Below are 24,786 nucleotides of genomic sequence, written 5' to 3'. Positions count from 1 at the left end.
TTTGCTGGGACAAGATATGTTTGATCATAGAGGAGGATATTTATGTTTAAAAAGGCTTTTGGTGTTTTACAAAAGATTGGTAAAGCACTTATGCTGCCTGTGGCACTGTTACCTGCTGCTGGTTTATTACTAGGGCTAGGTAATGCCGCTCAGCAAGAAACAACACTTAATTATCTGCCATTTCTAAATGCTGATTGGATTCAGCTAACAGCATCTGTTATGGAGGACGCCGGTAATATTATCTTTGCTAACCTGGCATTAATCTTTGCGGTTGGTGTTGCAATCGGTTTGGCAGCGGATGGTGCCGCGGGACTTGCTGCTTTAGTTGGTTATTTAGTAATGAATCAGGTTATGGGATCTTGGATTGGTGTAACCGAAGAAATGATTGCAACCGATCCGAGTTATGCAAGTGTATTAGGTATACCAACCTTGCAAACAGGGGTATTCGGGGGAATAATAGTCGGATTAATTGCCGCCTTTGCCTATAATCGATTCCATGATATTGAAATGCCTTCATTCCTTGGATTCTTTGCTGGTAAGCGTTTTGTTCCTATTGCGACAGCAGTATTTTCATTCATTGCTGGATTAATCTTAATGCTTATTTGGCCACCAATTCAAACAGCGATGAACAATGCTTCGTATTGGTTGATTGAAGAAGGAACCTATTTAGCTGTATTTATGTTTGGATTTATTAAACGTTTATTAATTCCGTTTGGCTTACATCATATTTTCCATGCGCCATTCTGGTATGAATTTGGTTCTTATACCACTGCTGCTGGAGAGATTGTTCGTGGAGATATGACGATTTTCTTCGCGCAGTTACGTGATAATGTTGAAATCACAGCCGGTAATTTTATGGCTGGGGAATATCCTATTATGATGTTCGGACTACCTGCCGCGGCATTAGCTATGTATCATGCTGCTAGACCAGAACGGAAAAAGCTTGTTGCTGGTTTATTAGCTTCAGGGGCTTTAACTTCATTCTTAACGGGTATTACCGAACCATTAGAATTCTCATTTATGTTTGTATCACCATTTTTATTCTTAATCCATGCAATCTTAGATGGATTATCATTTATGATTATGACCTTCTTAAGTGTTAATATTGGTTATACATTCTCTGGTGGGTTTATTGACTTTGCCCTATTTGGAATCTTACCTGGTAAAGAGCCTTGGTGGCTAGCCATTATAGTTGGGGTTGGATTTGGTGTCCTTTACTACTTCTTATTCCGCTTCTTTATTAAGAAGTTTAACTTGATGACACCAGGACGCGAGGAAGTAGAGGAAACTACTGAATCAAAAGGTGAAGCAGGAGACCTAGCGTACAATGTATTAGAAGCTATGGGTGGACAAGGAAATATCGCGCATTTAGATGCTTGTATTACAAGACTACGTGTATCGGTTAATGATATTGGCAATGTAAATAAAGATGAGTTGAAAAATCTGGGTGCTGCGGGTGTGCTAGAAGTTGGGGATAATATCCAAGCTATCTTCGGTCCACGCTCTGAAATTATTAAAGGGCAAATGCAAGACATTATGTCTGGTAAGAAGCCTCGCCCAGCGCAGAAGGTTGACCTAGATAAAGAAGTACAGCAACAAATAGAAGAAGTGAATCCGGAAGCGTTACAAAATACCAATGTAGAGGAAGAATTTATTGCGCCAATTAAAGGTGAAATTGTTCCAATCACGGAGGTTCCTGATCAAGTATTCTCTGGGAAAATGATGGGGGATGGATTTGCTATTAAACCAGTTGACGGGCTAGTTGTTTCACCGGTTAATGGTAAAGTCATCAATGCATTCCCAACAAAGCATGCTTTAGGAATTCTATCTGAAGGTGGAAGAGAAGTTCTGATTCACTTTGGCTTAGATACAGTAAATCTAAAAGGTGAAGGATTTGAACTATTAGTAGAAGAAGGCGATACCGTGCAATCTGGTCAGCCACTATTAAAAGTCGATCTAGCTTATATTGAAGAACATGCGACATCATCTATTACGCCAATTGTTTTTACAAACTTGAAAGAAGGAGAACAGGTTGTAATAGTAAAACAAGGTAGTGTCTCCATCGAAGAAAAAGGTATTGTTAAAATAGAAGCAAATTAATGTAAATAAGAGAGGGAAAACGGGATGGTCATGCTATCCTGTTCTCCCTCTATATTTAAATATAGTCTAATCACTATTCAGTTGATAATGGTAATGTGACAGATACAGAAGTCCCTGCGTTAACTATAGAATCAACTTGAACTTCTCCTCGATGAGCAACCGCAATTTGTAACGCTATACTCATTCCTAAGCCAGTTCCTTCAGTTTTTTCGTCTGTATTTGTTCCACGATAATAACGATCAAATAAATGTTGTTTTGTTCTTTCGTCCATCCCAACTCCATCATCTTTAATCGTAAGCTTTAGTTGATTAGAGGTAGTTTTATCCAACAGAATCTCAATTTTTGTTCCGATTGGATTATGTTTAATCGCGTTATAAATAAGATTATCAATTAGTCTTTCAAACAGGCGTTTATTAATCTCGACCTCAACATCCTTTTCTAATGGTGCAAAGGATAAGGAGTATTCCTCAATCGTTCGATCCTGTTTATACTTCTGAATTAATTCATTCATAAATTGGTTTATCTTTCTTTTCTGTAAAAGTATGGTGGCAGATTCGTTTTTCAATTGGAAGTTCAACGTAAAGTCTTCAATGAGTCTAAGCATATACTCACTCTTATTCTTAATGGTTTCACCAATTTCAGCCAATTCTTCCTTCGACCAATTATACTGACTACTTTCTAGTAAATTTCCATATCCTTGCATGGTTGATAGTGGTGTACGTAGGTCATGAGAAATCCCTGCCATCCACTCCTCTCTTGTCCTCTCCAATAGTTCTCTTTCTTTTTTGGAACGGTCTAGTTTTTCAGCCATTTCATAGAATGCCTGGAATACTTCCTTAAATAATCGATACCTGATCTTAAGCTTCCCATTTCTTTTGTAAACCTGTTTCTTTTCTTGAGCAGTTAGTACTTCTCCGTACTCTTGATTTCCCATCCTACTCAACCAATTCGAAAAGATAAAGAGCGGGTGACCATAGCGAAAACCATTCCATATGGATATCATGATGGTAATAAAAAGTACGATGATTCCTGTAATAGCAAACGCAATACCGAGGTCGTGATATTGCTTTAACTCGAGCTCTTTAGCATTATCATTTGGAGTATAAAGTACCCATAATGTATCGGATTCGGGATCTTTATAGAAATTTTGGTTAGTAGGGAATGTATTCGGGGAAGACTCCCTTAAGAATACATTTAAAGGTTTCTCTTTAACCTTTAAATCGTTACCGATTGTCAGAAGAAGCGTTTCATTGGAATCAAAAATCTCCAACTTCCCATTACTCTCGCTAAGTATCCTTTCCACTTCTGGAATATGAGAATCTGGAATTTGACCATTCTCTCCGTAATCTTCGAGGATAGTTTGCAATAAATGGTTCCCGAAATCTTCATAACCTAAGAGGAATAAATAATTATTTTCATAAAAAGTTTCCAAATAAAAAGCTAAGGAATATCCATTTATCTCCTTTGTTTGCTTCATCGTAATTAAATTATATTGACTATAATGATTCGGAATATCTTCGGGCACGTTTCCTGACTCTGTTACATTCCCGTTCTCATCTATAATTTGTACCCATACCTCCTGTTCTTTTAAATTATCGTCCCATCCCTCTGCCATCTGTAAATCACGTAAGGAATTTCCCGTATCCATGGAAATAGATTCGAGCATGGCTTGATAATAATTTTGTTCCGAATAATCCTTCGTAAAGAAAATAACTGCAAACATCAACGTAATCAAGATAAGAAATAGCATCGTTGCAGCTATTAAAATAAATTGAAATAAAAAATTTAGAAATAACCGCCATCTTAACTTTTTCATGATGAAATTTCCTTTACAAGCTTATATCCAAGACCTCGAACAGTAACTAAGTATTCCGGATTACTTGGATCTAGTTCAATTCTCTCTCTAATTCTTCTAATATGTACGGAAACCGTATTATCATCTACATATCGATCGAATCCCCATACCGCTTCTAATAAAGCGGATTTCGAAAATACGGTATTGGGATATTTGCAGAAATAAAGTAATAGTAAGTAGACTTGTGTCGGACAACCAATTACTTGTCCATCTACGATTAATTCACCAGCATTTTCATCCAAGACAAATCGTCCATAATCATACCGTTTAGGATGACTGGAATCACTACTAGTATCTGACTTTGTTTCAAATCTTCTCATATGTGCTTTAATTCGAGCTGCAATTTCTAGAGGATTAAATGGCTTGGTGACATAGTCATCACCACCTGTTGCAAAGCCTGTAAGTACATCTAAATCCGATACTCTAGCGGTCAGGAATAGTATATAAGCATTGGACCGCTGTCTAATGGTCGGACAAAAATCAAAGCCACTTCCATCTGGAAGCATGACATCAAGAATAATAATATCAATCGTATGATTTTCTATAATTTTTAACGCATCGTTACCTGTGTGGGCTTTATAAATATTATGGAATCCTTCTTTTTTTAACATTGTTTCTAACATGGTTACAATTGATTGCTCGTCATCGACAATTAAAATCGTTGTATTATCCATCCTTGTCCCCCTATGTATGAAGCTTTACTCCACTTTATGATACCATTTGAAGTTTACCATTAGTTGAACAAAATACGTAAAAATTTATCCAATGGTAAATAAACGTTCAATTGAAAGAAACCTGTTGTTGTTAAGATATTGATAGAGCTTCGTAGGAACTTTAACAAGCGTTTGGTGAAATTTTACCAGCGCAAAATTCTGATGAACAAGGCAAGGAGGAGAAAATTTGACAAAAACAGCAATGAAGTTAATTAATCTGCAGAAATCTATTGGAAAGAAACAAATTATTAAAGGGTTGGATTTTGAAATTCAATCTGGTGAGGTGTTTGGATTTCTCGGACCGAATGGAGCTGGTAAAACTACAACCATTCGGATGATGGTAGGTCTAATGAAAATCTCGAACGGGGATGTGCAAATATTAGGGAAAAGTATAAAAGACAATTATAAAGAGGCGATCCGTGAAGTTGGAGCCATTGTAGAGAACCCAGAATTATATCCATTTATGACAGGATTACAAAATTTAAATCACTTTGCACGTATGATGCCAGGAATAACGAAGGAAAGAATTCAAGAGGTTATTTCATTAGTAGGACTGGAGAAAGCAATCAATCAAAAGGTTGGGAAGTATTCACTTGGGATGCGTCAACGCCTAGGAATTGCGCAAGCATTATTACATAATCCATCCGTATTGATCTTAGATGAGCCTACAAATGGACTTGACCCAGCTGGTATAAGGGAGATTCGCCAATACATTCGGAAATTAGCTACAGAACACAATGTTACGATTATCATCTCAAGCCATTTATTGTCCGAGATAGAACTTATGTGTGACCGGATTGGTGTTATCAAGAATGGGGAACTTGTAGCGATTCAGTCTGTCAAGCCGTCTACAAATGTAAAAGATTCTACCATCCAGGTGCAACTTGAAGGAAAGCCTGCCAAAAAGGCTGTTGAACTCATTCAGAATGTTCATCATATAGATACTCAGTTTGAGAATGGCTTGGTAAAATTCCAATGTCCTAAAGAACAAATCCCAATCCTCATTCAAACATTGGTAAAAGAAGATATCTCTATATACCAAGTAGAAGTATCGAAAACGTCATTAGAGGATAAATTTTTTGATTTGATAGGGGAGAATACAATTGGTTAAATTTTACAGGCTAGTTAATAATGAAGTACAAAAAATATATATACAAAAATCGACCTGGGTTATGTACATCCTACTCGCTTTAATTGTTTTGGTAGGGGCAATTATCAATCTTACTACAGATTTAGTTGTAAAAGATTATGATGAGAACAATTGGAGAGAGGAATTACAAGCGGAGAATACGGAACTCATGGAGGAAATAGAAGAGATTGGGCTCCTTGGTGATATTAATACGAGTCTAATTGAACAAAATAATTATTACTTAGAACATGATATTCAACCGCCTGGATATGGAGCATGGCAATATGTACTAGAAAATGTATTTCTAGTTTCGCTTATTAGTTTATTTACGATCATTGTTGCAGCTGGAATTCTTGCAAATGAGTTTAAGTGGGGGACCATTAAACTGATTCTAATTCGCCCTATTTCTAGAGCAAAAATACTATTATCTAAGTATGTCGCAGTATTGTTATTTGCTATTTACACGCTTATTTTTCTCGTTATCTTTTCAGTAATTGTCGGAGCATTATTCTTTGGTATTGATGGTCTTAACCCATATATGGTAGTGGAAAAAGCAAGTGGCCTAGAATACGCACCAATTATAAAAGAAGTAGCGGTAGGATATGGGCTAAAAGTTGTGAATCTTGTTATGATGGCTACATTTGCCTTTATGATATCTAGCATCTTCAGGAGTAGTGGAATTGCAATTGGAACAGCAGTGTTTTTAATGTTGGCAGGTAATTCGATTGTCTTGTTCTTTGCGGAGCATAGTTGGTCTAAATATATTTTATTTGCCAATACAGATTTGAGCCAATATTTAAATGGTAGTGAACCTTTTATTGAAGGAATGAGTTTAACGTTTTCTTCTATCGTACTGGGTATCTATTTTGCTATATTTATTATTGCTTCTTGGCTTGTATTTACCAAGCGTGATGTAGCTAGTTAATGGATTGATTATAACCGTGTTATCCTATAGAGTAAACACCCCACCTAATTAATAGTAAAAACCGCCGACTACGTACATAAAAGTAGTCTAAATTGGAAAAGCTAATGAAAAGTATAGAAATTGGTGGGGTGAGTAGGATTAAAATAATTCGATGCTTAGTTATTCTTACTGTATTATTTTTTGGTGCTCAACAAATTGTTATGGCTGAAAGAATTCCGACAACAACGGAAGAACATAATTGGCAGCAATCGAGTGTGCATTATGATACCATTTTAGTGGGTGAGCATGAGTACACGTACTGGAAAAATTTTATGAAGCGTAAACGAACATGTACCATCTCACACCGAATAAAAACGGTTGTATATTATTGTGATATCCATAATCATACGAAAGTAGAAACATTTTTAGACGAGGTTATACATAGTGAAAAACATCGAGATGGGCATTAAAAATGAGAGCCATATGAATGGTTCTCATTTTTTTCTGGTTGAAAGCATACATATATCGCAGAAGGAGTTAAAAATTATTGGCCTTCCTCAATTTAATATCTCGAATAATTTATTAAGATAATGAAGTAATCCATTCTCTTCGTACGTGTAATCAGTTACTTCATCTGCTTGTGCTTGTACACGGCTATTGGCATTTTTCATCGCAACAGCATGCCCAGCTAATTCAAACATAGCCAAATCATTCTCCCCATCACCTACTGCTAATAGATTATGTTTGGACATATTATACGCATCCAGCAATAATTGCATACCGGTTCCTTTTGATATACCAGCTACCATCATTTCCACATTATGTCTTGATGAAGATGACATGGAGAAATTTTGGTCTTTTTTTAGCTCGATTAACGCATTTTTCCATCGATCAATTTTATTGATATCCATACTGAAGAAATATACTTTAACTATATTCGCGTAGCTTAACTGATTAACCCAGTAAATATTTTTATTCAACGCTTCCTTTCTAGAATTCCATTCGTTGACAAGCAGTGTCTTTGGGAATTCTTTTTTTAGCTCAGAAGCAAAGTATGCTTTATCTTCTTCTAAGGCAAAGCGATTTTCCTCTTCTGGATGTACCTCATAGTAAATTCTATCTTTCCGCGCATTGGCAATAACTTTTTGAAGTAAGTTTTCTTCTAAAGAAAATCGTGCTAGTTGTTTATCTTTTGTATATACCCCCATCCCATTTGCGGTCACATAGCCATCTAAATCCAAATGGGCAGGTAAAACATCTGCAATTTCCTTTTTTGTACGACCAGTGGCAACAAAGAGTTTCACTCCTTGTTCTCTGAGCGAATTTAGTTTAATGATTACATTTTCTTCTACCATCCCGCTTTTATTCAGTAATGTTCCATCCATATCTAAAGCTATGGCTTTTATATTCACATTATCTCCTCACATTTCGATTTTACGTTATAGTAGTATTTTGATATACATTCATTATAGAAGATTATTACCGTTGGATGGGGCAGCACTGAGCACAATTCGTGTACAGGGTGTATTACATAGATTGGGGCCAATCGGGATTGAAAGATGAAATGAAAGCGATATACAATTTAAGTAAGAAGTGGAGGGTAATGTCTTGATAGATCAACGCTCCTATTTACTATTTAAAGAAATTACTTCTAATTACCAGATTACGAAATCAGAGGTGATGAGAAAGCTTGGCATAACAGATAGACAACTTCATTATGATTTAGACAAATTAAATAACACGCTGAATAATTTAGAACTACCAGAAGTTAGTTTAGAAAATAGTCTATTTCATGTTCCTGGAGTATTGAAAGAAAGGATTTTATCAGGATTTTTGGCCAATGTGGACTCCAGTATGTTTATCATTTCTGAACAGGATCGAGTATTTGCCATTTATCTTTATACGTTCATTCGCAAGGAAGTAGTATCGAATTACCATTACCAGCTACTACTTGGTGTTAGTAAAAATACGGCATTAGCGGATGTAAAGCGTGTTAAGAAATTATGCGAGGAATGGAATTTGGAATGGGTTTATTCAAGAGCAGAGGGGTATCATGCCATCGGAAGTGAGATGGATAAGCGAAGACTTGCTGCATACTGTAGTGATATGTTGACTTCACAGCCATTAGGAAAAGAAATCGTAATAATCATATTAAAAAGCTGGGCATTTGAGAATGAAATTGTCCATACCAAATGTATTGTAGATGAATTTATCCAGAAAGAAAATATCTCGCTAGTAAAGAGTAGAAAAAAAGAAATGATAACACGACTAACCTTTTTTCGGGCTAGAACTCCTAAAGAAAATCTAACCTTTAAAGATTATGAGAAAAGTATTCTAGGTAGACAAGATGTGTATGAAGCGGGTAAAAAACTAGCAGCCAGATTATTTCCAACTGGAACCATAGAAGAAAGTTTTTTTGTTACGTTACAACTTCTAGTGTCCTTACAAGAAATGGATACAGTTGAAAATCCTACTCTTCTAGAGCTTGCTGATAGGATTATTATGGAGTTTGAGAAGGTTACATTGTTACCAATAGAGAATAAAACCTTTCTAAGAAAGAGTTTGTACAATCATTTAGTACCAGCATACTTCCGTATCTCCTTTGGCATCCCTTTGGTGAATCCATTGAAAGAGCGGATTCAGGAGGATTACAAAGATCTATTTGAATTTGTGCGTAAGGCGCTATCTCCACTTGCTATGTGGACAGGAAAGACGATAAGTGACGAAGAGATTGGTTATTTCACACTTCACTTTGGTGGTCATATAACCAAGGATAGAAGGCAATACAGAGAAAGATTACGGGCACTAATCATTTGTGCTAATGGGATTAGCTCTTCCATGATGCTAAAGGCGCAGTTAAGTCAGATGTTTCCAGATATAGAATTCTCGAGTACCCATTTCTTGAAGGATATGTCACCAAGAAATTACGATATGATCTTTTCAACAGTAGAAGTTCCATCGACTGGAAAGCCAACCTATGTTGTTCCTTCACTGCTATCTCAAGTAGAAAAAAATTATCTTATTCAACAGGTTACCAGTGATTTCCCAAGAATGAACGTTAAGAATATCTCAGTGGATAGGATTATGGAAGTGATTACAAAATATGCCAAAATCCATGATGAGGATCGTTTATTCTCTGAATTAGTTAACCTACTCTATTTAAAAAACACAGATAAAGGGAGATTTTCACCAATGCTTTCAGAATTACTAACAGAAAATATGATTCAATTTACCGATCAAGACCTCAACTGGAAAGATGCCATTTCTTATGCATCAAAGCCACTGTTAGAGTCAGGTAATATCGAACAAGGTTATGTAGATGCCATGATTCATAATGTCGAAGAGGTAGGAACGTACATTCACATCGGCAAAGGTATTGCCATCCCACACGCAAGACCGGAGGCTGGAGTGAATCATATTGGTATGTCATTCCTGCGAACAACTAAACCAGTTCTTTTACTGGATAAACAAGAGCACGCAATTGATATTTTCATTTGTATTGCTGCAATCGATAATGAAGCTCATCTAAAAGCATTATCTCATTTAACTAAAATTCTAGCAGATGATAAAAAGCTTACTTTATTAAAAGGAGCTAAGACTGCTGAAGAGGTAATCCATATTATAAAAGAGGGGGAAGAATAATGAAAATAATGACAGTATGTGGGCATGGTTTAGGAACAAGTTTTATGGTGGAGATGAATATTAAAAATGTACTACAAGAACTAGGGGTAACAGGTGTCGAAGTCGAGCATTCGGATTTAAGTTCTGTATCGCCTGGTGATGCAGATGTATTCTTTCTAGCAAAGGATATCGCAGAAGGTGGTTCACAACTTGGTGAAGTAGTCATTCTTAACAATATTATTGATATGGATGAATTAAGAGAGAAAGTTACAGCGCTTATGAAAGAGAAAAACTTAATATAATATAATTTAAACCAATAGGGGGAAGAGCAGCATGAATTCGTTTTTAAGTACGTTAGTTGATATTTTAAGTGAACCAGCAATTCTAGTTGCATTAATTGCAATTGTTGGATTATTACTACAACGTAAGAAATTATCGGATACGATAAAAGGTACAACGAAAACCTTTGTTGGGTTCCTTGTTATCTCTGCTGGTGCTGGTATCTTAGGTACTGCACTTGAACCATTTGGAGCAATGTTCCAGGAAGCATTTAATGTATCTGGGGTAGTTCCCAATAATGAGGCAATAGTTGGATTAGCTCTAACGGAATATGGTACTACTACGGCTCTTATTATGTTTTTTGGTATGATTGTAAACGTTTTAATTGCTCGAATCACACCTTTTAAGTATATTTTCTTAACAGGTCACCATACCCTTTACATGGCATGTATGTTAGCTGTTATTATGGCGGTAGCTGGTTTTAGTACACCGCTATTAATTGCGGTTGGTTCTGTTGCATTAGGTATCATCATGACGTTATCACCTGCCATTCTACAACCATTCATGCGCCAATTAACTGGCAATGATAATGTGGCATTAGGTCACTTTAGTGCTGTTGGTTATGCAGTTAGTGGTTTAGTAGGTAAGGCAGTAAAAGGGAAAAAAGAGGTTGTTTCGACTGAAAAAATCAATTTTCCGCAAGGATTAGGATTTTTACGTGATAGTACGGTTAGTATTGCATTAACTATGGCAATTATTTATATTATCGTAGCATTATTTGCAGGTCCTACATTTATTGAAGCGCAATTAAGTGACGGCACAAATTATATCGTATTCTCGTTAATCCAGGCTGGGAATTTTGCAGCAGGGGTATTCATTATTTTAGCCGGGGTACGATTAGTATTAGCTGAAATTGTTCCAGCATTCCAAGGTATCTCCACAAAACTAGTACCTAATGCAAAGCCGGCACTTGATGTACCAATTGTATTTACGTATGCCCCAAACGCGGTATTAATTGGTTTTTTCTCTAGCTTTATTGGGGGTATTGTATCCATGGTTGTAATGGCCTTTACAGGTAGTGTCATTATTTTACCAGGTGTTGTGCCTCACTTCTTTACAGGTGCCGCAGCCGGGGTATTTGGTAATGCTACTGGTGGAGTTCGAGGCGCTATACTTGGCGCATTCGTTAATGGAATTATCATCTCGTTCTTACCAGTATTCTTAATGCCAGTACTTGGAGATCTAGGATTTGCAAACTCTACCTTCTCCGATGCTGACTTCGGTGTAGCCGGTATTTTCTTCGGATCACTTGCGAACTATTTTGGAACAATTGCCATAGTAATTAGCTTAGTAGTTATTCTATTGCTTATGGCAATACCTTATAAAAAGAAAATAGCTAAAAATTAATAATAATGGTCCGTGACCCGAATCCAATTTAGTATTGATAGGAATAATCTGGATTCGGGTCTAACCATTATTTTGGATACATAATTACAGAACACATAAGAAATGGAGGAATAATGGATGACAATTACAGAAAAAGCACGATCTGAGCTATCGATTAATACGATACGTACGTTGACGCTTGATAGTGTAGAAAAAGCGCAGCATGGACATGCCGGTATGCCTTTGGGGGCGGCACCAATGGCATATACACTATGGAAAAACTATTTATCTGTTAACCCGCTAAACCCAACTTGGGCAAACCGTGATCGGTTTGTTCTTTCAGCAGGTCATGGTTCGAATCTGTTGTATAATTTACTTCATTTAACAGGATTTGATATTACAATAGACGATTTAAAGAATACAAGACAATGGAATAGTAAAACTCCAGGACACCCGGAGTATGGTCATACCCCAGGAGTAGAAGCCACTACTGGCCCACTTGGTCAAGGCATACCAGTAGCAGTAGGGATGGCTCTTGCGGAAAGATACTTAGCTGAAGTCTTTAATCGTGAAGATTATCCGATAGTCGATCACTTCACCTATACTATTTGTGGTGACGGTGATTTAATGGAGGGTGTTTCCTATGAAGCAGCATCACTGGCAGGACATCTTGGCTTGGGGCGTCTCATTGTCCTTTATGACTCCAACGATATTAGCTTAGACGGTGATCTCCAACATTCGTTCTCAGAAGATATTCAAAAACGTTTTGAATCGATGCATTGGCAGTACATTCGTGTTGAAGATGGTAATGATATAACGGAAATAAAAGAAGCACTAAACCTAGCACGAATTGAAGAGCTGCGTCCAACCTTAATCGAAGTGAAAACGGTAATCGGTTATGGTTCCCCTTCATTACAAGGTACACATAAGGCACATAGTAATCCATTTGGAAAAGAAGAGATTAAACGCACGAAAAAACACCTCGGATGGAACTTTGAAGAGGAATTTTATGTTCCAGACGAGGTATATGAGGATTTTCGGTCTATACGTGAAAATGGAATACAAAAGGAAAAAGAGTGGAATCAGCTATTGGCTAAATATGAAGCGGATTATCCTATTGAAGCTCATGAATTTAAACGGATAGTAAATAGAGAATTACCAGATAAATGGGATGGGAATCTCCCTAACTTTGCTGTAGGACAATCAATTGCGACAAGGGCCTCAGCTAGTAAGGTGTTAAATTCTTTAGCGGATAGGTTTCCGGAACTTGTTGGTGGTGCAGCTGATTTACACTCTTCTACTCTAGCTAATTTAATTCATTATGGTGATGTTAAACCTGGTAGTTATGGTGGAAGAAATGTGTGGTTCGGTGTCCGAGAATTTGCTATGGGAGCAATTGCTAATGGGATGGCACTGCATTATTTAAAACCATTTGTAAGTACATTCTTTGTATTCTCCGACTATTTACGTCCGGCAATTCGTTTAGCTGCTTTAATGAAATTACCGGTAACTTATGTATTTACGCATGATAGTGTGGCAGTTGGAGCAGATGGACCAACTCACCAGCCGGTTGAACATCTTGCGTCGCTCCGTGCCATGCCTGGAGTATCTATTATTCGACCTGCTGATGCCAATGAAGCAAAAGTCGCTTGGAAGATAGCCATATCATCCACCGACAAGCCTACCATTCTAGTATTAGGGCGCCAAGGACTCCCTACACTGAAGGAAACTAGTAAACTGGCAATGAATGGAGTGACAAAAGGAGCATATGTTGTATCTCCAGTAGCAGATCCTTGTGGAATCATCATTGCAACAGGTTCTGAAGTGAATTTAGCATTATCTGCACAACAAGAACTTGCAATGGAAGGTATTTATGTCAATGTAGTAAGCATGCCATCTTGGGATCTTTTTGATCAACAACCAGATGAATATAAAGAAACTGTTCTTCCAAGACAACTAACGAAACGGCTTTCTGTTGAAATGGGTTCCAAAATTGGGTGGAAAGACTATGTTGGTTTAAATGGGAAAGTGATGAGTATTGATAAATTTGGTCAATCAGCACCAGGCGAGGAAGTGATGGAGAAATATGGTTTCACGGTGGATCATGTTGTAGAGCAATTTAAACGTTTATAATGATTAGTGCCAGATACTATATATGCTCCAAGATAGTACTGGCACTTTTGTTAGCATCATTATTATTTGGTTGGATCTCTTCTCTTATCAGTCTTTCTTGTTATACGGTTTGGTGTGGATTCCTCTGCAATTTCGGTTTGATATCTTCCTCTAGTTAGTGGACGGGTACTCTTTTCATCCGGTCCTTTTTCTTGCATGTACGCATGTAGGAAGGGTTCGGTGATTGTAATGAAAAAAGCTGCGAATAAGGAAGCTAATACGATAGGCATGTCCGTTTGAATAAATATAATCCCAAGCATTGCCAACGTTACAAAAGCTAAAAAGAAATCAGAAATACTTGCTACGACATTTCCAAAACGTCTTAAGATAAACAAATCACCAACAACATATGCAACTGCAGTGGTTAATACACTGATAATAAATAAATTAACTAAGGAAGCATCATAAAATATGCCAAAAATCGAAAAAACGATAATCATATTTATGATAAACTTAATCCCAAGTGCTTTTAAATTCATTTAACGAAACATCCTTTCAGGAGAGTTAAGATAGAATTGGGAAATTACACAAGTGCTGGTAGTAGTATTTGGCAAACTGCCTGAAAATATGATATCAATAACAAATAAATATCCTTAGATGGAGGACTACCTTATGAAATTTTTTTCCGTTTTTTTACCGATGAAGGATGAAGAGAAAAGTAAACAGTATCGCGAAGAACACTTACAGTTCTTACAGGAGAAACAAGAGGAAGGCTTTATTTTTGCAAAGGGACGATTTGTGGATGGAGCAGGTGGATTAGTAATATATAAAGCTGATTTATTAGAACAAGTAGAAGACATGGTGAAAAAGGATCCTTATGTTCTAAAAGGTGCAAGAGGCTATGAAATTCATGAATGGGAAATGACACAAGCATAAGAAAAGGCCAAAACGAACTGACTCGTTTTGGCCTCTCATTAATCTCTGAAGGTTCGCTCTGTTTAATAACCTCTTGCCACTTGCCGTTGATTATCCATTATTTTTACTACAATTGATTCTGTTAGTCGCCTTACTGCTTTTGGAACTAATGTTTTTAAAATAGGATTAATGACAGGTCCCATCAAACCTTTTGCTGTTATGTTCAAATTTCCAGTCATCTCGGTTTGGAAGTCTGTTATCGTTCTTGCTTCAAAATACCCTCTACCCGTTACATTTTCACTTAATCCCGTTAACGTAAAACTTACTGTAGTTGGCCTTTTCCAGTCGACAATATCAATTCTCATACTAACTGTCTTCTGTAGCTTTCCAACATCTCCTTTAAATTTCCAAGTGGACTGCTTTTCATTGAGAACCTTGTGCTCGATATAACCAGGGACCAGTGGAGCCCATTTGTTCATATCGCTGACAAATCCCCATACAACTTCAATAGGTACATCTACTTCTTTTGAAAATGAACCTCCAGGCATGCCAATAACCTCCTTTAATCCATGTTACCAAGTATATTAGCAATATCATTTTTTATTCGAGAAAACTGCAATTTAATCGGTTATAGGACAAGTTACCTAATGAAAATGTCGAATGATGTTGAAAAAAAGAAATTAATTTGTTTTCTTATAAATTAAGCGGTCTAAAATAAAATTATCCTATAAAAATTTCCCTTAAAATGTATGATTATTAGCTTTTTCTTGTCGAATTAGGTCAAAAATACTAAAAATCGCAATTGGAAAAATTCTATTGTCTTTGTTTATGATATAACCAAGGAAGAAAGGAGGGGGTAAAGTGAACTATAATGAATTTTTAGAGTTAAAAAGGAAGGTGGAGCAACACGAAAAAACAATTGTACAACTTCTTGAAATTATTGCCGCTACAAACCGTCGCCTATCCGAAATAAAACTATTGAATACACTCTAATCTTCTCATTCTTACTACATAATCCAATAAAATCCCTCAATCCTCCTCGCAAGGCATCCTCATCATGTCAAAATAAATAAGAATCAGTCGTCCCCCGATTGATTCTTATTCCACATTATTTTAAGTTTAGTCGAATAATGCCGAATACTGTTGTGTTCCCTCTTGAGATTGTCTCCTTAACTTGGTAAAATTAATAGGTATAAATTTAAGGAAGAATTAAATAAACTACTAGTTAGATAACATAGTAGAATTGGAAATATGAGGAGATACTGCCATGTGTGGTTTTGTTGGATTCGCAACCAAGACAATTGATATAGATAAAGCAACCGTTATACAAGAAATGATGAATACTATTGGGCACCGAGGTCCAGACAGTGACGGCTATCATGTAGATGGAAATGTTACATTAGGCTTTAGAAGATTGCAAATTATTGATTTAACACCCGATGCTAGTCAGCCAATGTTTAATGAGGATAACTCGATTGCCTTAATTTTTAATGGGGAAATTTATAATTACCAAGTTTTAATGGATGATTTGAAGGAAAAAGGTCATGTATTTAAAAGCCAAAGTGACACAGAGGTAATCATCCACGGTTACGAAGAATATGGAGTAGAAATCCTTCAAAAGCTTCGAGGAATGTTTGCTTTTGCATTATGGGATAAAAGAGATGAGTCGTTATTTATCGCTCGTGATTTCTTTGGTATTAAACCTATGTATTATACACAAAATACTACTGATAATTCTTTACTTTTTGGATCAGAAATTAAATCGTTTATGAAATTCCCTGGTTTCCAAAAGGAATTAAATAAAAAAGCATTAAAGCCATATTTAACGTTCCAATATTCTGCGCTTGATGAAACGTTCTTTAAAGGAGTTTACAAGCTTAGACCTGGTCACTATATGATTTATAAGAATGGTGAAATGGAAATTAACCAATATTGGGATGTGCCATTTGAAACAGAGGAAAATTCACTAGAATACTATGTTCAACAAATCAAAGAAACAATGGAGGAATCTGTTAAGTACCATCGTATCAGTGATGTGAAAGTGGGATCCTTCTTATCTGGTGGTGTGGATTCTAGTTATATTACAGCACTTCTAAAGCCAGACAAAACCTTCTCAGTCGGTTTTGAGGATTACGAAGGTATTTTCAATGAAACTAATATCGCTGCAGATCTGTCCAAGCAATTAGGAATTGAAAATCATAAGAAAATAATCAGTGCAGATGAGTTCTTTGATATCATTCCTACGGTTCAATATCATATGGATGAGCCACAATCTAATCTTTCTTCTGTGCCGCTATATTTCTTAGCAGAGCTTGCAAGTCAGCATGCAACAGTGCTTCTTTCCGGAGAGGGTGCAGATGAAATTTTTGGTGGGTATGCATGGTATGAAACATCAAAAGAAATGCGTGCCTATGAGAAAATACCATTTATTTTCCGACGCATTTTATCTAATATTGCCAAGAAACTTCCAGAAAATCGAATTACTACATTCTTCGTAAAAGGTGGTCAAAAGGTTGAGGAGAAGTTTATTGGCCAGGCGAAGGTATTTGATGAGAAGGATGCCATGAAAGTCCTAAAGGATGATTATAAGGATGCACCAACTGCAGTTGAAATTGTACGTGAATCCTATGAAAGAGTTCCAGGTAAAGACAATGTGACGAAGATGCAATATGTCGATATGAAGCACTGGTTACCTGGAGATATACTATTAAAGGCAGACAAAATGAGTTCTGCACATTCTATTGAACTTCGCGTTCCATTCTTGGATAAAGAAGTGATGGAAATGGCAGGAAAAATTCCAGCACATTTAAAGGTAAATGATATTGATACAAAATATGTTTTACGTAAAGCAGCAAATGAAGTATTACCAGATGAATGGGCAAATCGTCCAAAGGTTGGATTTCCTGTACCATTCCGAGAATGGCTTAAACAATCGAAGTACTATAATAAAGTGAGAGAAGTTTTTGAATCTGATATTGCGAAACAATTCTTCCATACGGATATGTTATTAAAGTTTCTGGATGAGCACTATCACGGGCAAGCTAACCGTGCTCGCTATATTTGGACGGTTTATGTATTTTTAGTGTGGTATAAACGTTTCTTTATTGATATGGAGGACTAAGCAAGCAGTTTTATATGATGATGAAATCAGAGCATGGTAGGGAGTTGCTCATAGGTGAAACTTATCATTAGAAATTCGATACTCTTCTTTTTTCTGTTTTTAAGTATTATTCTTGTCGTGTTAAAAGGCGAAAAGATAAATGCTTTTGTCTCTGAGGTATTTGATAAGAATGAAGGAGTAATAACCATTGTGAGTATCGATGCTCAACAAGGCTTTCCAATTAAAGATGTTACATTTCAACTGCTTGATTCAGAAACAGAAGAAGTTCTAGCAGAGCTCACTACCGGAAGTGACGGTGTTGTACGGACTAATGACCTTCCACAAAATAAAACTTATCAAATTATCCAAACGGATATTTACTGGCCATATCAATTAAATACAGATCCTCAAACCATAGCATTGTTATCGGAGGAGGAAGAAATTGCTATAGAGAATAATGTTCAACCCTCCGTTACCACTTATGAACGAACAGATCAAGATGAAGTCGTTGTGACTGAAATGAATTTATCGGTAGATACTGTGTTACAAGAACCAGAGCTACCGAATGGTTGTGAGGTTACCTCATTAGCTTCCGTTTTACATTATTATGGGTATGAAGTAGACAAAACGGTACTTTCTGATAAGTATTTACCAAAGATTCCCTTCGAGGTTAAGAATGGTAAGCTATATGGTGCAGACCCATATAATGCTTATGCAGGTGAACCAAGAAGTAGAAACCAAGGGTTCTTTAGTTATGCCCCACCTATTATAGAGACAGTCAACCGCTATTTTAAAGAGGTGGGGGGACATCATAAAACAGAAGACATAACAGGAAGTAGTCCGGAAGAATTGTTAAACAATTATGTTCAGGAAGGGATTCCAGTAGTTGTTTGGACTACGATTGATCTTAAGGAGCCATTATTTAATTATTCTTGGTATGTGCATGGGACTGAAAAATCAATCGATGTTATCCGAAATTCGCATACGGTAGTGTTGACTGGATTTAGTGAAGAGGAAGTATTTGTAATGGATCCGTTAAAAGGAAATGTATCCTATCCGATGGATCAATTTTTTGAAATTTATAAGAAAGCTGGAAGCCATGCAATGGTTGTACGGTAAAGAAAACCACGGACTATGTGTTGTCTGTGGTTTTTTTACGTTTACATGTATTTACTAGAATATGGAAAGGAATAAATCAGAAAAGAGGATGGGACAAAACTATTTCTAACATAGGATAAACCAAACATTAAAGTTAGCGCATCAGAACCGCCCCGGAAATATACTTGCGGTTGCTTCCAGTACAGGGGGCGACATCTGCTTGAAAAGACCTCGCAGTGTCTTCTTTACACTTTATCACAGTATAAGTGCGACATCTGCTCGAGAAAACCTCGCAGTGTCTTCTTTACCGTCGGGTGGCTGGTGAGCTTCCTCGGAGCTAACGCTCCCTTGGGGTCTCACCGATGCCTTTCCTCCCACAGGAGTCTCCGTATATTTCCGGGGGCTAATGTGGTGATGGTTCGTTTTTTATTACCTTTGTTTAAATTTGTCCGAACCCCATCTTACTGTTAAGAAGCTACACCTATTGAAGCATTATCTGGTTTTGCGGCATTAATCATGAGGAAAATGGCAGAAAGAATATGCATAATCATTCCAACGAATGGAATCCAACCAATACAAGAAGTAATAATACCGAGGATACTTCCTGTAGATGCGCCACCATCTCTTTGTGTCAGAACTAAAGTGATGATATGTAGAAATAACATGACTAAAAGTGGCGTCCAAAGTAATCCAACAATTATGGTAGCACCTAAAATCGGAAACCCTAACAAAGCTTCTAAACCACCCGTTATCCATTTCATGATTCGAGAAGTTGACATGAATTTTCACCTCCAAGAAATTATATGTATTAATATTTTAAATAGTGCAACAAAATTATGGCAAAACTTTGGTACTAAGTCGACAAATATCCTTAACCTATTGTGGAACTTGTTTATTAGTAAATTACTTATAATTATCTTTTGCATCGAATAGTTATGAAGTAGTCCAATCTCAAATGGGAGGGTTACGAATGAACCGAAATAGGAACAGAAGGGTTTTTATCGTTATATTCTTCGTAATTATTGTCTTACTTCTTAGTGGTTTTGTTTATTTTTTTATTTTTCAAACACCTTCCAATCATGCAGAGAAAGCAGTTGAGAAGTTTTACGAATATGAACAGGAGGGGGCGTTTTCTGAATCATGGGAAATGTTCCATCCATATATGAAGGAACGATTTGACAAAGGTGATTACTTACAAGATAGGCCGCATGTTTTCTTTCATCATTTTGGAGTTAATACGTTTACCTTTACGTTGGAAAAAGCAAAGCTGATTCGCAATTGGCAAATAGAAGAGGAAGTTGAACCAATCGATGAAGTTTATAAAGTTACTGTTGTCCAATATTACCAAGGATTGTACGGGAACTTTGAGATTGTACAGGATGTTTATGCTACTTCTTTAGATGGAAAGTGGACGATACTTTGGGATTATAAAAAGACAGGGATTATAGAAGATCTAGAAGAAAAATAACTAATCTTTATCTTTTAAAATTACCCACTTTTCTGTAAAATAAGAAAAAGGCATGTCTTATGAATCCAAGGGGGAGGTTTGATGAGTCAAAAAATTGCCGTATTGATTCTTCATGGCGCTGGCACTCCTAAGGTGAATTTTGCAGATAAGTTAATAGCTAGAATTACGAAAGAATTTAACAATATGCTACCAGAACAAAAAGCAGATAAAGAGATTGTATTTGAACCAGTGTTTTGGTCTAGTGTCTTTGCTGCTGAACAAGTGAAGTTATGGGAACAACTCAAGACATACAGGAAACTAAGATATTCGCGGCTGCGCCGATTTGTATTAGAATTTCTTGCAGATGCTGTAGCCTATCAACCTACAAAAATGGAGAATCAAAATTATGATAAGGTTCACGCTTTACTGGCAAAGTCGATGCAACGTTTACGGGAGAAGGCCGGTGAGAAGGCACCTCTATGTGTAATAAGTCATAGCCTTGGTACGATTATCGCAAGTAATTACTTTTATGACTTGCAATACAAGCAAGAAAACATTGGCAAGGAAACGAAATATTGTACGAGTCAGAATGCAATTGAACAATGTCAGACGCTAACACTTTTTTATACATTAGGTAGTCCGATGGCGATGTGGTCCCTACGTTATATTGATTTTGGTTCACCGATAGCGGTCCCCTCGCCATTAGTTCAACTATATTATCCCAATTTACAAGGGGAATGGCTAAACTTCTATGATAAAGATGATATTCTCGCATTTCCTTTAAAAGGAATAAATGAAGCTTATAACCAAGCGGTTACGGAAGATGTTCAAGTAAATGTAGGTGGCATTTTTACTAGCTGGAATCCACTATCTCATCTTAAATATGATACTGAAAAGGAGGTTATTAAACCAATAGTGAATGGACTTGTTCGAACATGGAAGAAAGTGAATAGAAAAACTGTGTAAAATCATCGCTTCCTCTTATTGAAGGAATTTTTTACTAAACTGTTCCATACATAAAGTATAGGGGGAGTATATCTCTAAAATGGAAAGAGGGGGAATAACAGTGGAATTTGGGATATTATCACTTTTACCACCAGTATTGGCGATACTGCTAGCTTTATTTACTAGAAGTGTCATACCTGCCTTATTTGCCGGCGTCTGGATTGGGGCTACTATGGTTCATGATTGGAACCCATTACTCGGCATGTATGCTAGCTTTAGTGAATTTATTTTACCAAATTTAGGGGATGAGTGGAGTGCTACTGTATTGCTTTATTGTGGTTTGTTTGGCGTATTAGTTGCATTTTTACAAAAAACAGGTGGTGCTCAGGCGATTGCTCAATCCATTTCGAAAAGAGTAAAAACCGATCGTGGTGCACAGGGGTCGACGATGCTATTTGGAGTTATTATCTTTTTTGAGGATTATTTCAATGCGCTTACTGTAGGAAGTGTTATGCGTTCGGTAACCGATAAGATGCGTGTATCGCGAGAGAAACTCGCCTATATAGTCGATTCGACTTCAGCACCATTATGTTTACTTGCTCCAGTATCGACTTGGGTCGTATTTGTGATGGGATTAATTGGCGCACAATTTGTGGAACTTGGAATTTCAGGTTCGGAATATGTTACGTATTTAGCAACAATACCGTTTAATTTTTACTCGATATTAGCACTACTTTTAGTTGCTATCGTTATCTTCAAACGGTGGGATTTCGGTCCAATGGCAAAGGCAGAATACAGGGCAAGAACGACAGGGAAAGTTCTCAGAGATGGAGCTGAGCCTCCTTCAGATGATTCGATGCATGAGTTCGAGACAATACCGGGGAATCCAAAGAAACGCAATTTTTTAGTTCCAATCATTGTACTTCTTGGTATGATACCGCCAATGTTTCTATGGACTGGTGGATTTCCAGAAAATGATTTAGTTACTGCTGTAGGAGAAGCGGATGGAGGACTATCCATATTAATTGCTGCCTTCGCCGCAATTGTAGTAGCATTGCTAATGGGCCTACAACAGAAACTTTTTAATTTTAAAGAATCCATGCAATTAATTGTAAACGGTTTCAAAAGTATGATGTTAGTTTATATTATACTAACATTAGCATGGTCTATAGGCAGCGTAACACAAGCACTTGGTACGGCAGATTTTATTGTAGGTCTTGCTGAGCAGTCTGTATCACCAGCAATGATTCCTATCCTATTATTTATTGTAGCAGGAGTGGTTGCCTACACGACTGGAACATCTTATGGCACTTTTGCCATTATGGTACCGATTGCCATGCCATTAGCACATGCAATGGATGAGATGTCTATGTTTTTAGCCATTGCTGCGGTATTAAGTGGAGGTATTTTTGGTGATCATTGTTCGCCAATTTCTGATACAACAATTCTCTCATCAGCCGGAAGTGCCAGTGACCATATTGATCATGTTAATACCCAAACACCATTTGCCATCACTGCTGGAATTAGCGGATTAGTTTCTTTCTTTATAGCAGGAGTTACAGGATCAGCACTATTGTCTCTTGCAATTGGAATTGTTGTACTTATTGTTCTAACATACTTGTTACAAAGAAAATGGGGGCAGAAAATACCAGACAACTATTCCATAACATAATAAGTAGTCTATTAAAATATATACCTAGGTATACATTACAAATATACTGTCATATGATATTCTAGTTTTAACAGGGGTGTATTAATTTCTAGCTATGAAATACGGAGTAGGTGTACCCTATCGTTACTAGTAAATGGAGGAATTTTCATGGGTCAAGATATCGAACAAAAGTCTGGCCAGAAAATTGAATGTGATCACCCTTTATATCACTTAAAACGAAAAGTATGGAATTCTCATGTTGATCGATATCCTGCTGTGATCTTTGAATGCCAACGTGTACAAGATGTACTGGAGGCTGTCCATTATGCCAATGAACATGGATTAAAGGTTAGTGTAAGAGGGGGAGGTTTTCATCCGGCAGGGAAAACGGTTAAAGATAATGCCGTGCTCATAGATGTCTCCCAGATGAATGAGATTCAAGTAGACGAAATTAGTAAATTGGCCATTGTTGGAGCTGGCGCGATAACGGCAGAGGTAGATAGGATAACTCAAGAATATGGATTGGCAGTTCCGTTATCGATGAACTCTCAAATCGGCATTTCAGGCCTTGCATTAGGTGGTGGAATCGGACATTTGAGAGGGAAATACGGACTGACAAGTGACAATGTCGTCGGCGTTCATCTTGTTACGGGAGAAGGTCAATTACTCTACGTTAATAAATTCGAACATCAAGAGCTTTTTTGGGCAATTCGAGGTGCTGGGGCTAACTTTGGTGTAGTAACAAAATTTGAATTTCAATTACATCCTGTCGGTCAATATATTCTAGGCATAGATGTTGTTTATGATTATAAAGATTGTAAACAAATACTAGAAAAAGCTGAGAGATATCGTCAGCATGCGGTTGAGGATATCTCATTTAATATTATCATAACAAAAATGAACCAAAACTTTCCATGTGTAAGGTTAGTTGGAATGTATGTCGGGGAGTTAAATATAAAGTCAGAACAAGAAATAATTCAACCATTGTTGGAGCTAGCTACACCACTTGCTGATAATACAGAAATCACCCTGTATGGTGACATGCAATGTAAATTTGACTCGTATATTCAAGAGGGGATTACGTTTGAAGGAATTTCCTTATTCTTTAATGAATTACACCCGGATGTTATTCAACTGCTTATGGATGAAGTCAATGAGAGTGAACTACTCGTCGTCATTCATCTTATCGAAATGCATGGTAAAGTAAACCAAATCTCCCATCAAGAAACAGCATTTTATATTCGTGATGCGAGCTACCTTCTAGTAATTGAAGCTGAGATTAGTAGCGATCCATCAAAAACGCAAACATGGTTCGATAACTTATATAAAAAGCTTCTTCCCTATTCTTATAATCAAATATCTTATTTAAATAGCACACAGGATAACGAGGAAGTAACTCGAAATGCTTATCGAGCTATTGCGGATAAATTAGTAGCGCTTAAAAAGGAATATGACCCGAATAATCTTTTTTGCTCAGAGCATAATTTAATAGACTAAAATGAAAGACGTCATCCAAAGAATTCAGGCTCTT

The 24,786-nt window shown here is 36.8% G+C and carries 22 protein-coding genes; 16 read left to right on the top strand and 6 right to left on the bottom strand.

The features are described 5' to 3' along the window. Nucleotides 1-42 precede the first annotated feature (42 nt). Entirely contained in the window at nucleotides 43-2,100 is a 2,058-nt protein-coding gene (ptsG, locus tag ACSKT4_RS05940; RefSeq protein ID WP_465823001.1) for a glucose-specific PTS transporter subunit IIBC, read from the top strand. Nucleotides 2,101-2,173: 73 nt separating this feature from the next. Here ptsG and ACSKT4_RS05935 read toward each other — a convergent pair whose 3' ends face one another. Both ACSKT4_RS05935 and ACSKT4_RS05930 read right to left on the bottom strand, forming a co-directional pair. Next, nucleotides 2,174-3,916 carry a sensor histidine kinase gene (locus ACSKT4_RS05935; RefSeq protein WP_465822999.1) on the bottom strand — a complete coding sequence of 581 codons (1,743 nt, stop codon included), beginning with the start codon at nucleotides 3,914-3,916 and terminating at the stop codon, nucleotides 2,174-2,176. Then, nucleotides 3,913-4,629, bottom strand: coding sequence for a response regulator transcription factor (locus ACSKT4_RS05930; protein WP_186870446.1), 717 nt, complete (start codon nucleotides 4,627-4,629; stop codon nucleotides 3,913-3,915). The genes ACSKT4_RS05935 and ACSKT4_RS05930 overlap by 4 nt, the downstream gene beginning before the upstream one ends. A 226-nt stretch (nucleotides 4,630-4,855) precedes the next feature. On the opposite strand from ACSKT4_RS05930, the gene ACSKT4_RS05925 reads away from it, so the two are divergent. The 3 genes from ACSKT4_RS05925 (at nucleotide 4,856) to ACSKT4_RS05915 (ending at nucleotide 7,171) form a co-directional block, all read left to right on the top strand. Beyond that, nucleotides 4,856-5,779, top strand: a complete 924-nt coding sequence (locus ACSKT4_RS05925; protein ID WP_186870445.1) for an ABC transporter ATP-binding protein — start codon at nucleotides 4,856-4,858, stop codon at nucleotides 5,777-5,779. Beyond that, nucleotides 5,772-6,722 (top strand): ABC transporter permease, encoded by a 951-nt coding sequence (locus ACSKT4_RS05920; protein ID WP_186870444.1) that lies wholly within the window; start codon nucleotides 5,772-5,774, stop codon nucleotides 6,720-6,722. Before ACSKT4_RS05925 ends, ACSKT4_RS05920 begins: the two co-directional genes overlap by 8 nt. A 104-nt stretch (nucleotides 6,723-6,826) precedes the next feature. After that, nucleotides 6,827-7,171 (top strand): hypothetical protein, encoded by a 345-nt coding sequence (locus ACSKT4_RS05915; protein ID WP_186870443.1) that lies wholly within the window; start codon nucleotides 6,827-6,829, stop codon nucleotides 7,169-7,171. 87 nt (nucleotides 7,172-7,258) lie between these two features. Here ACSKT4_RS05915 and ACSKT4_RS05910 read toward each other — a convergent pair whose 3' ends face one another. Continuing rightward, nucleotides 7,259-8,113: a Cof-type HAD-IIB family hydrolase gene (locus tag ACSKT4_RS05910; protein ID WP_186870442.1), complete on the bottom strand. Its 855-nt coding sequence runs from the start codon at nucleotides 8,111-8,113 to the stop codon at nucleotides 7,259-7,261. Between the two features lie 196 nt (nucleotides 8,114-8,309). Between ACSKT4_RS05910 and ACSKT4_RS05905 the strand changes: the two genes are divergently transcribed. The 4 genes from ACSKT4_RS05905 (at nucleotide 8,310) to tkt (ending at nucleotide 14,120) form a co-directional block, all read left to right on the top strand. After that, nucleotides 8,310-10,343: a BglG family transcription antiterminator gene (locus ACSKT4_RS05905; RefSeq protein ID WP_465822998.1), complete on the top strand. Its 2,034-nt coding sequence runs from the start codon at nucleotides 8,310-8,312 to the stop codon at nucleotides 10,341-10,343. Continuing rightward, nucleotides 10,343-10,624 (top strand): PTS sugar transporter subunit IIB, encoded by a 282-nt coding sequence (locus ACSKT4_RS05900; protein ID WP_186870440.1) that lies wholly within the window; start codon nucleotides 10,343-10,345, stop codon nucleotides 10,622-10,624. The genes ACSKT4_RS05905 and ACSKT4_RS05900 overlap by 1 nt, the downstream gene beginning before the upstream one ends. A 31-nt stretch (nucleotides 10,625-10,655) precedes the next feature. Beyond that, nucleotides 10,656-12,008, top strand: a complete 1,353-nt coding sequence (locus ACSKT4_RS05895; RefSeq protein ID WP_186870439.1) for a PTS ascorbate transporter subunit IIC — start codon at nucleotides 10,656-10,658, stop codon at nucleotides 12,006-12,008. Nucleotides 12,009-12,125: 117 nt separating this feature from the next. Beyond that, the gene (tkt, locus tag ACSKT4_RS05890; RefSeq protein WP_186870438.1) at nucleotides 12,126-14,120 is read left to right on the top strand and encodes a transketolase; all 1,995 of its coding nucleotides are present in this window, start codon (nucleotides 12,126-12,128) and stop codon (nucleotides 14,118-14,120) included. A gap of 62 nt (nucleotides 14,121-14,182) precedes the next feature. Here tkt and ACSKT4_RS05885 read toward each other — a convergent pair whose 3' ends face one another. Further along, a complete protein-coding gene (locus tag ACSKT4_RS05885; protein WP_186870437.1) occupies nucleotides 14,183-14,638 on the bottom strand; it encodes a YndM family protein in 456 nt (151 codons plus the stop codon). Nucleotides 14,639-14,771: 133 nt separating this feature from the next. Here ACSKT4_RS05885 and ACSKT4_RS05880 point away from each other — a divergent pair, with 133 nt between their 5' ends. Beyond that, the gene (locus ACSKT4_RS05880; RefSeq protein WP_465822995.1) at nucleotides 14,772-15,035 is read left to right on the top strand and encodes a YciI family protein; all 264 of its coding nucleotides are present in this window, start codon (nucleotides 14,772-14,774) and stop codon (nucleotides 15,033-15,035) included. A 62-nt stretch (nucleotides 15,036-15,097) separates the two neighbouring features. On the opposite strand, the gene ACSKT4_RS05875 is transcribed toward ACSKT4_RS05880, so the two are convergent. Further along, the gene (locus ACSKT4_RS05875) at nucleotides 15,098-15,562 is read right to left on the bottom strand and encodes a CoxG family protein (RefSeq protein ID WP_465822994.1); all 465 of its coding nucleotides are present in this window, start codon (nucleotides 15,560-15,562) and stop codon (nucleotides 15,098-15,100) included. A gap of 313 nt (nucleotides 15,563-15,875) precedes the next feature. On the opposite strand from ACSKT4_RS05875, the gene ACSKT4_RS05870 reads away from it, so the two are divergent. The 3 genes from ACSKT4_RS05870 to ACSKT4_RS05860 all read left to right on the top strand — a co-directional run bounded on the left by ACSKT4_RS05870 (nucleotide 15,876) and on the right by ACSKT4_RS05860 (nucleotide 19,233). Next, nucleotides 15,876-16,007, top strand: coding sequence for a hypothetical protein (locus ACSKT4_RS05870; RefSeq protein WP_255488135.1), 132 nt, complete (start codon nucleotides 15,876-15,878; stop codon nucleotides 16,005-16,007). A 274-nt stretch (nucleotides 16,008-16,281) separates the two neighbouring features. Then, on the top strand, nucleotides 16,282-18,135 hold the full coding sequence (asnB, locus tag ACSKT4_RS05865) for an asparagine synthase (glutamine-hydrolyzing) (RefSeq protein WP_465822992.1): 1,854 nt from the start codon (nucleotides 16,282-16,284) through the stop codon (nucleotides 18,133-18,135). Between the two features lie 54 nt (nucleotides 18,136-18,189). Beyond that, nucleotides 18,190-19,233 carry a C39 family peptidase gene (locus tag ACSKT4_RS05860; protein WP_465822990.1) on the top strand — a complete coding sequence of 348 codons (1,044 nt, stop codon included), beginning with the start codon at nucleotides 18,190-18,192 and terminating at the stop codon, nucleotides 19,231-19,233. Between the two features lie 446 nt (nucleotides 19,234-19,679). Here ACSKT4_RS05860 and ACSKT4_RS05855 read toward each other — a convergent pair whose 3' ends face one another. Further along, on the bottom strand, nucleotides 19,680-19,991 hold the full coding sequence (locus tag ACSKT4_RS05855) for a hypothetical protein (RefSeq protein WP_186870432.1): 312 nt from the start codon (nucleotides 19,989-19,991) through the stop codon (nucleotides 19,680-19,682). Nucleotides 19,992-20,182: 191 nt separating this feature from the next. On the opposite strand from ACSKT4_RS05855, the gene ACSKT4_RS05850 reads away from it, so the two are divergent. From ACSKT4_RS05850 to ACSKT4_RS05835, 4 genes are all read left to right on the top strand, one after another. Beyond that, nucleotides 20,183-20,680, top strand: a complete 498-nt coding sequence (locus tag ACSKT4_RS05850) for a hypothetical protein (protein WP_465822988.1) — start codon at nucleotides 20,183-20,185, stop codon at nucleotides 20,678-20,680. Nucleotides 20,681-20,761: 81 nt separating this feature from the next. Continuing rightward, nucleotides 20,762-21,625, top strand: a complete 864-nt coding sequence (locus tag ACSKT4_RS05845; RefSeq protein ID WP_465822987.1) for a chemotaxis protein — start codon at nucleotides 20,762-20,764, stop codon at nucleotides 21,623-21,625. 100 nt (nucleotides 21,626-21,725) lie between these two features. Continuing rightward, a complete protein-coding gene (locus ACSKT4_RS05840) occupies nucleotides 21,726-23,276 on the top strand; it encodes a Na+/H+ antiporter NhaC family protein (RefSeq protein ID WP_186870429.1) in 1,551 nt (516 codons plus the stop codon). 147 nt (nucleotides 23,277-23,423) lie between these two features. Further along, entirely contained in the window at nucleotides 23,424-24,752 is a 1,329-nt protein-coding gene (locus ACSKT4_RS05835) for an FAD-binding oxidoreductase (RefSeq protein ID WP_186870428.1), read from the top strand. The last annotated feature ends 34 nt before the right edge of the window (nucleotides 24,753-24,786 follow it).

Source organism: Ornithinibacillus liuyingii, assembly GCF_055550225.1.
The sequence above is the reverse complement of the archived record's forward strand: the minus strand, read 5'-3'. Positions and strand labels throughout refer to the sequence as shown.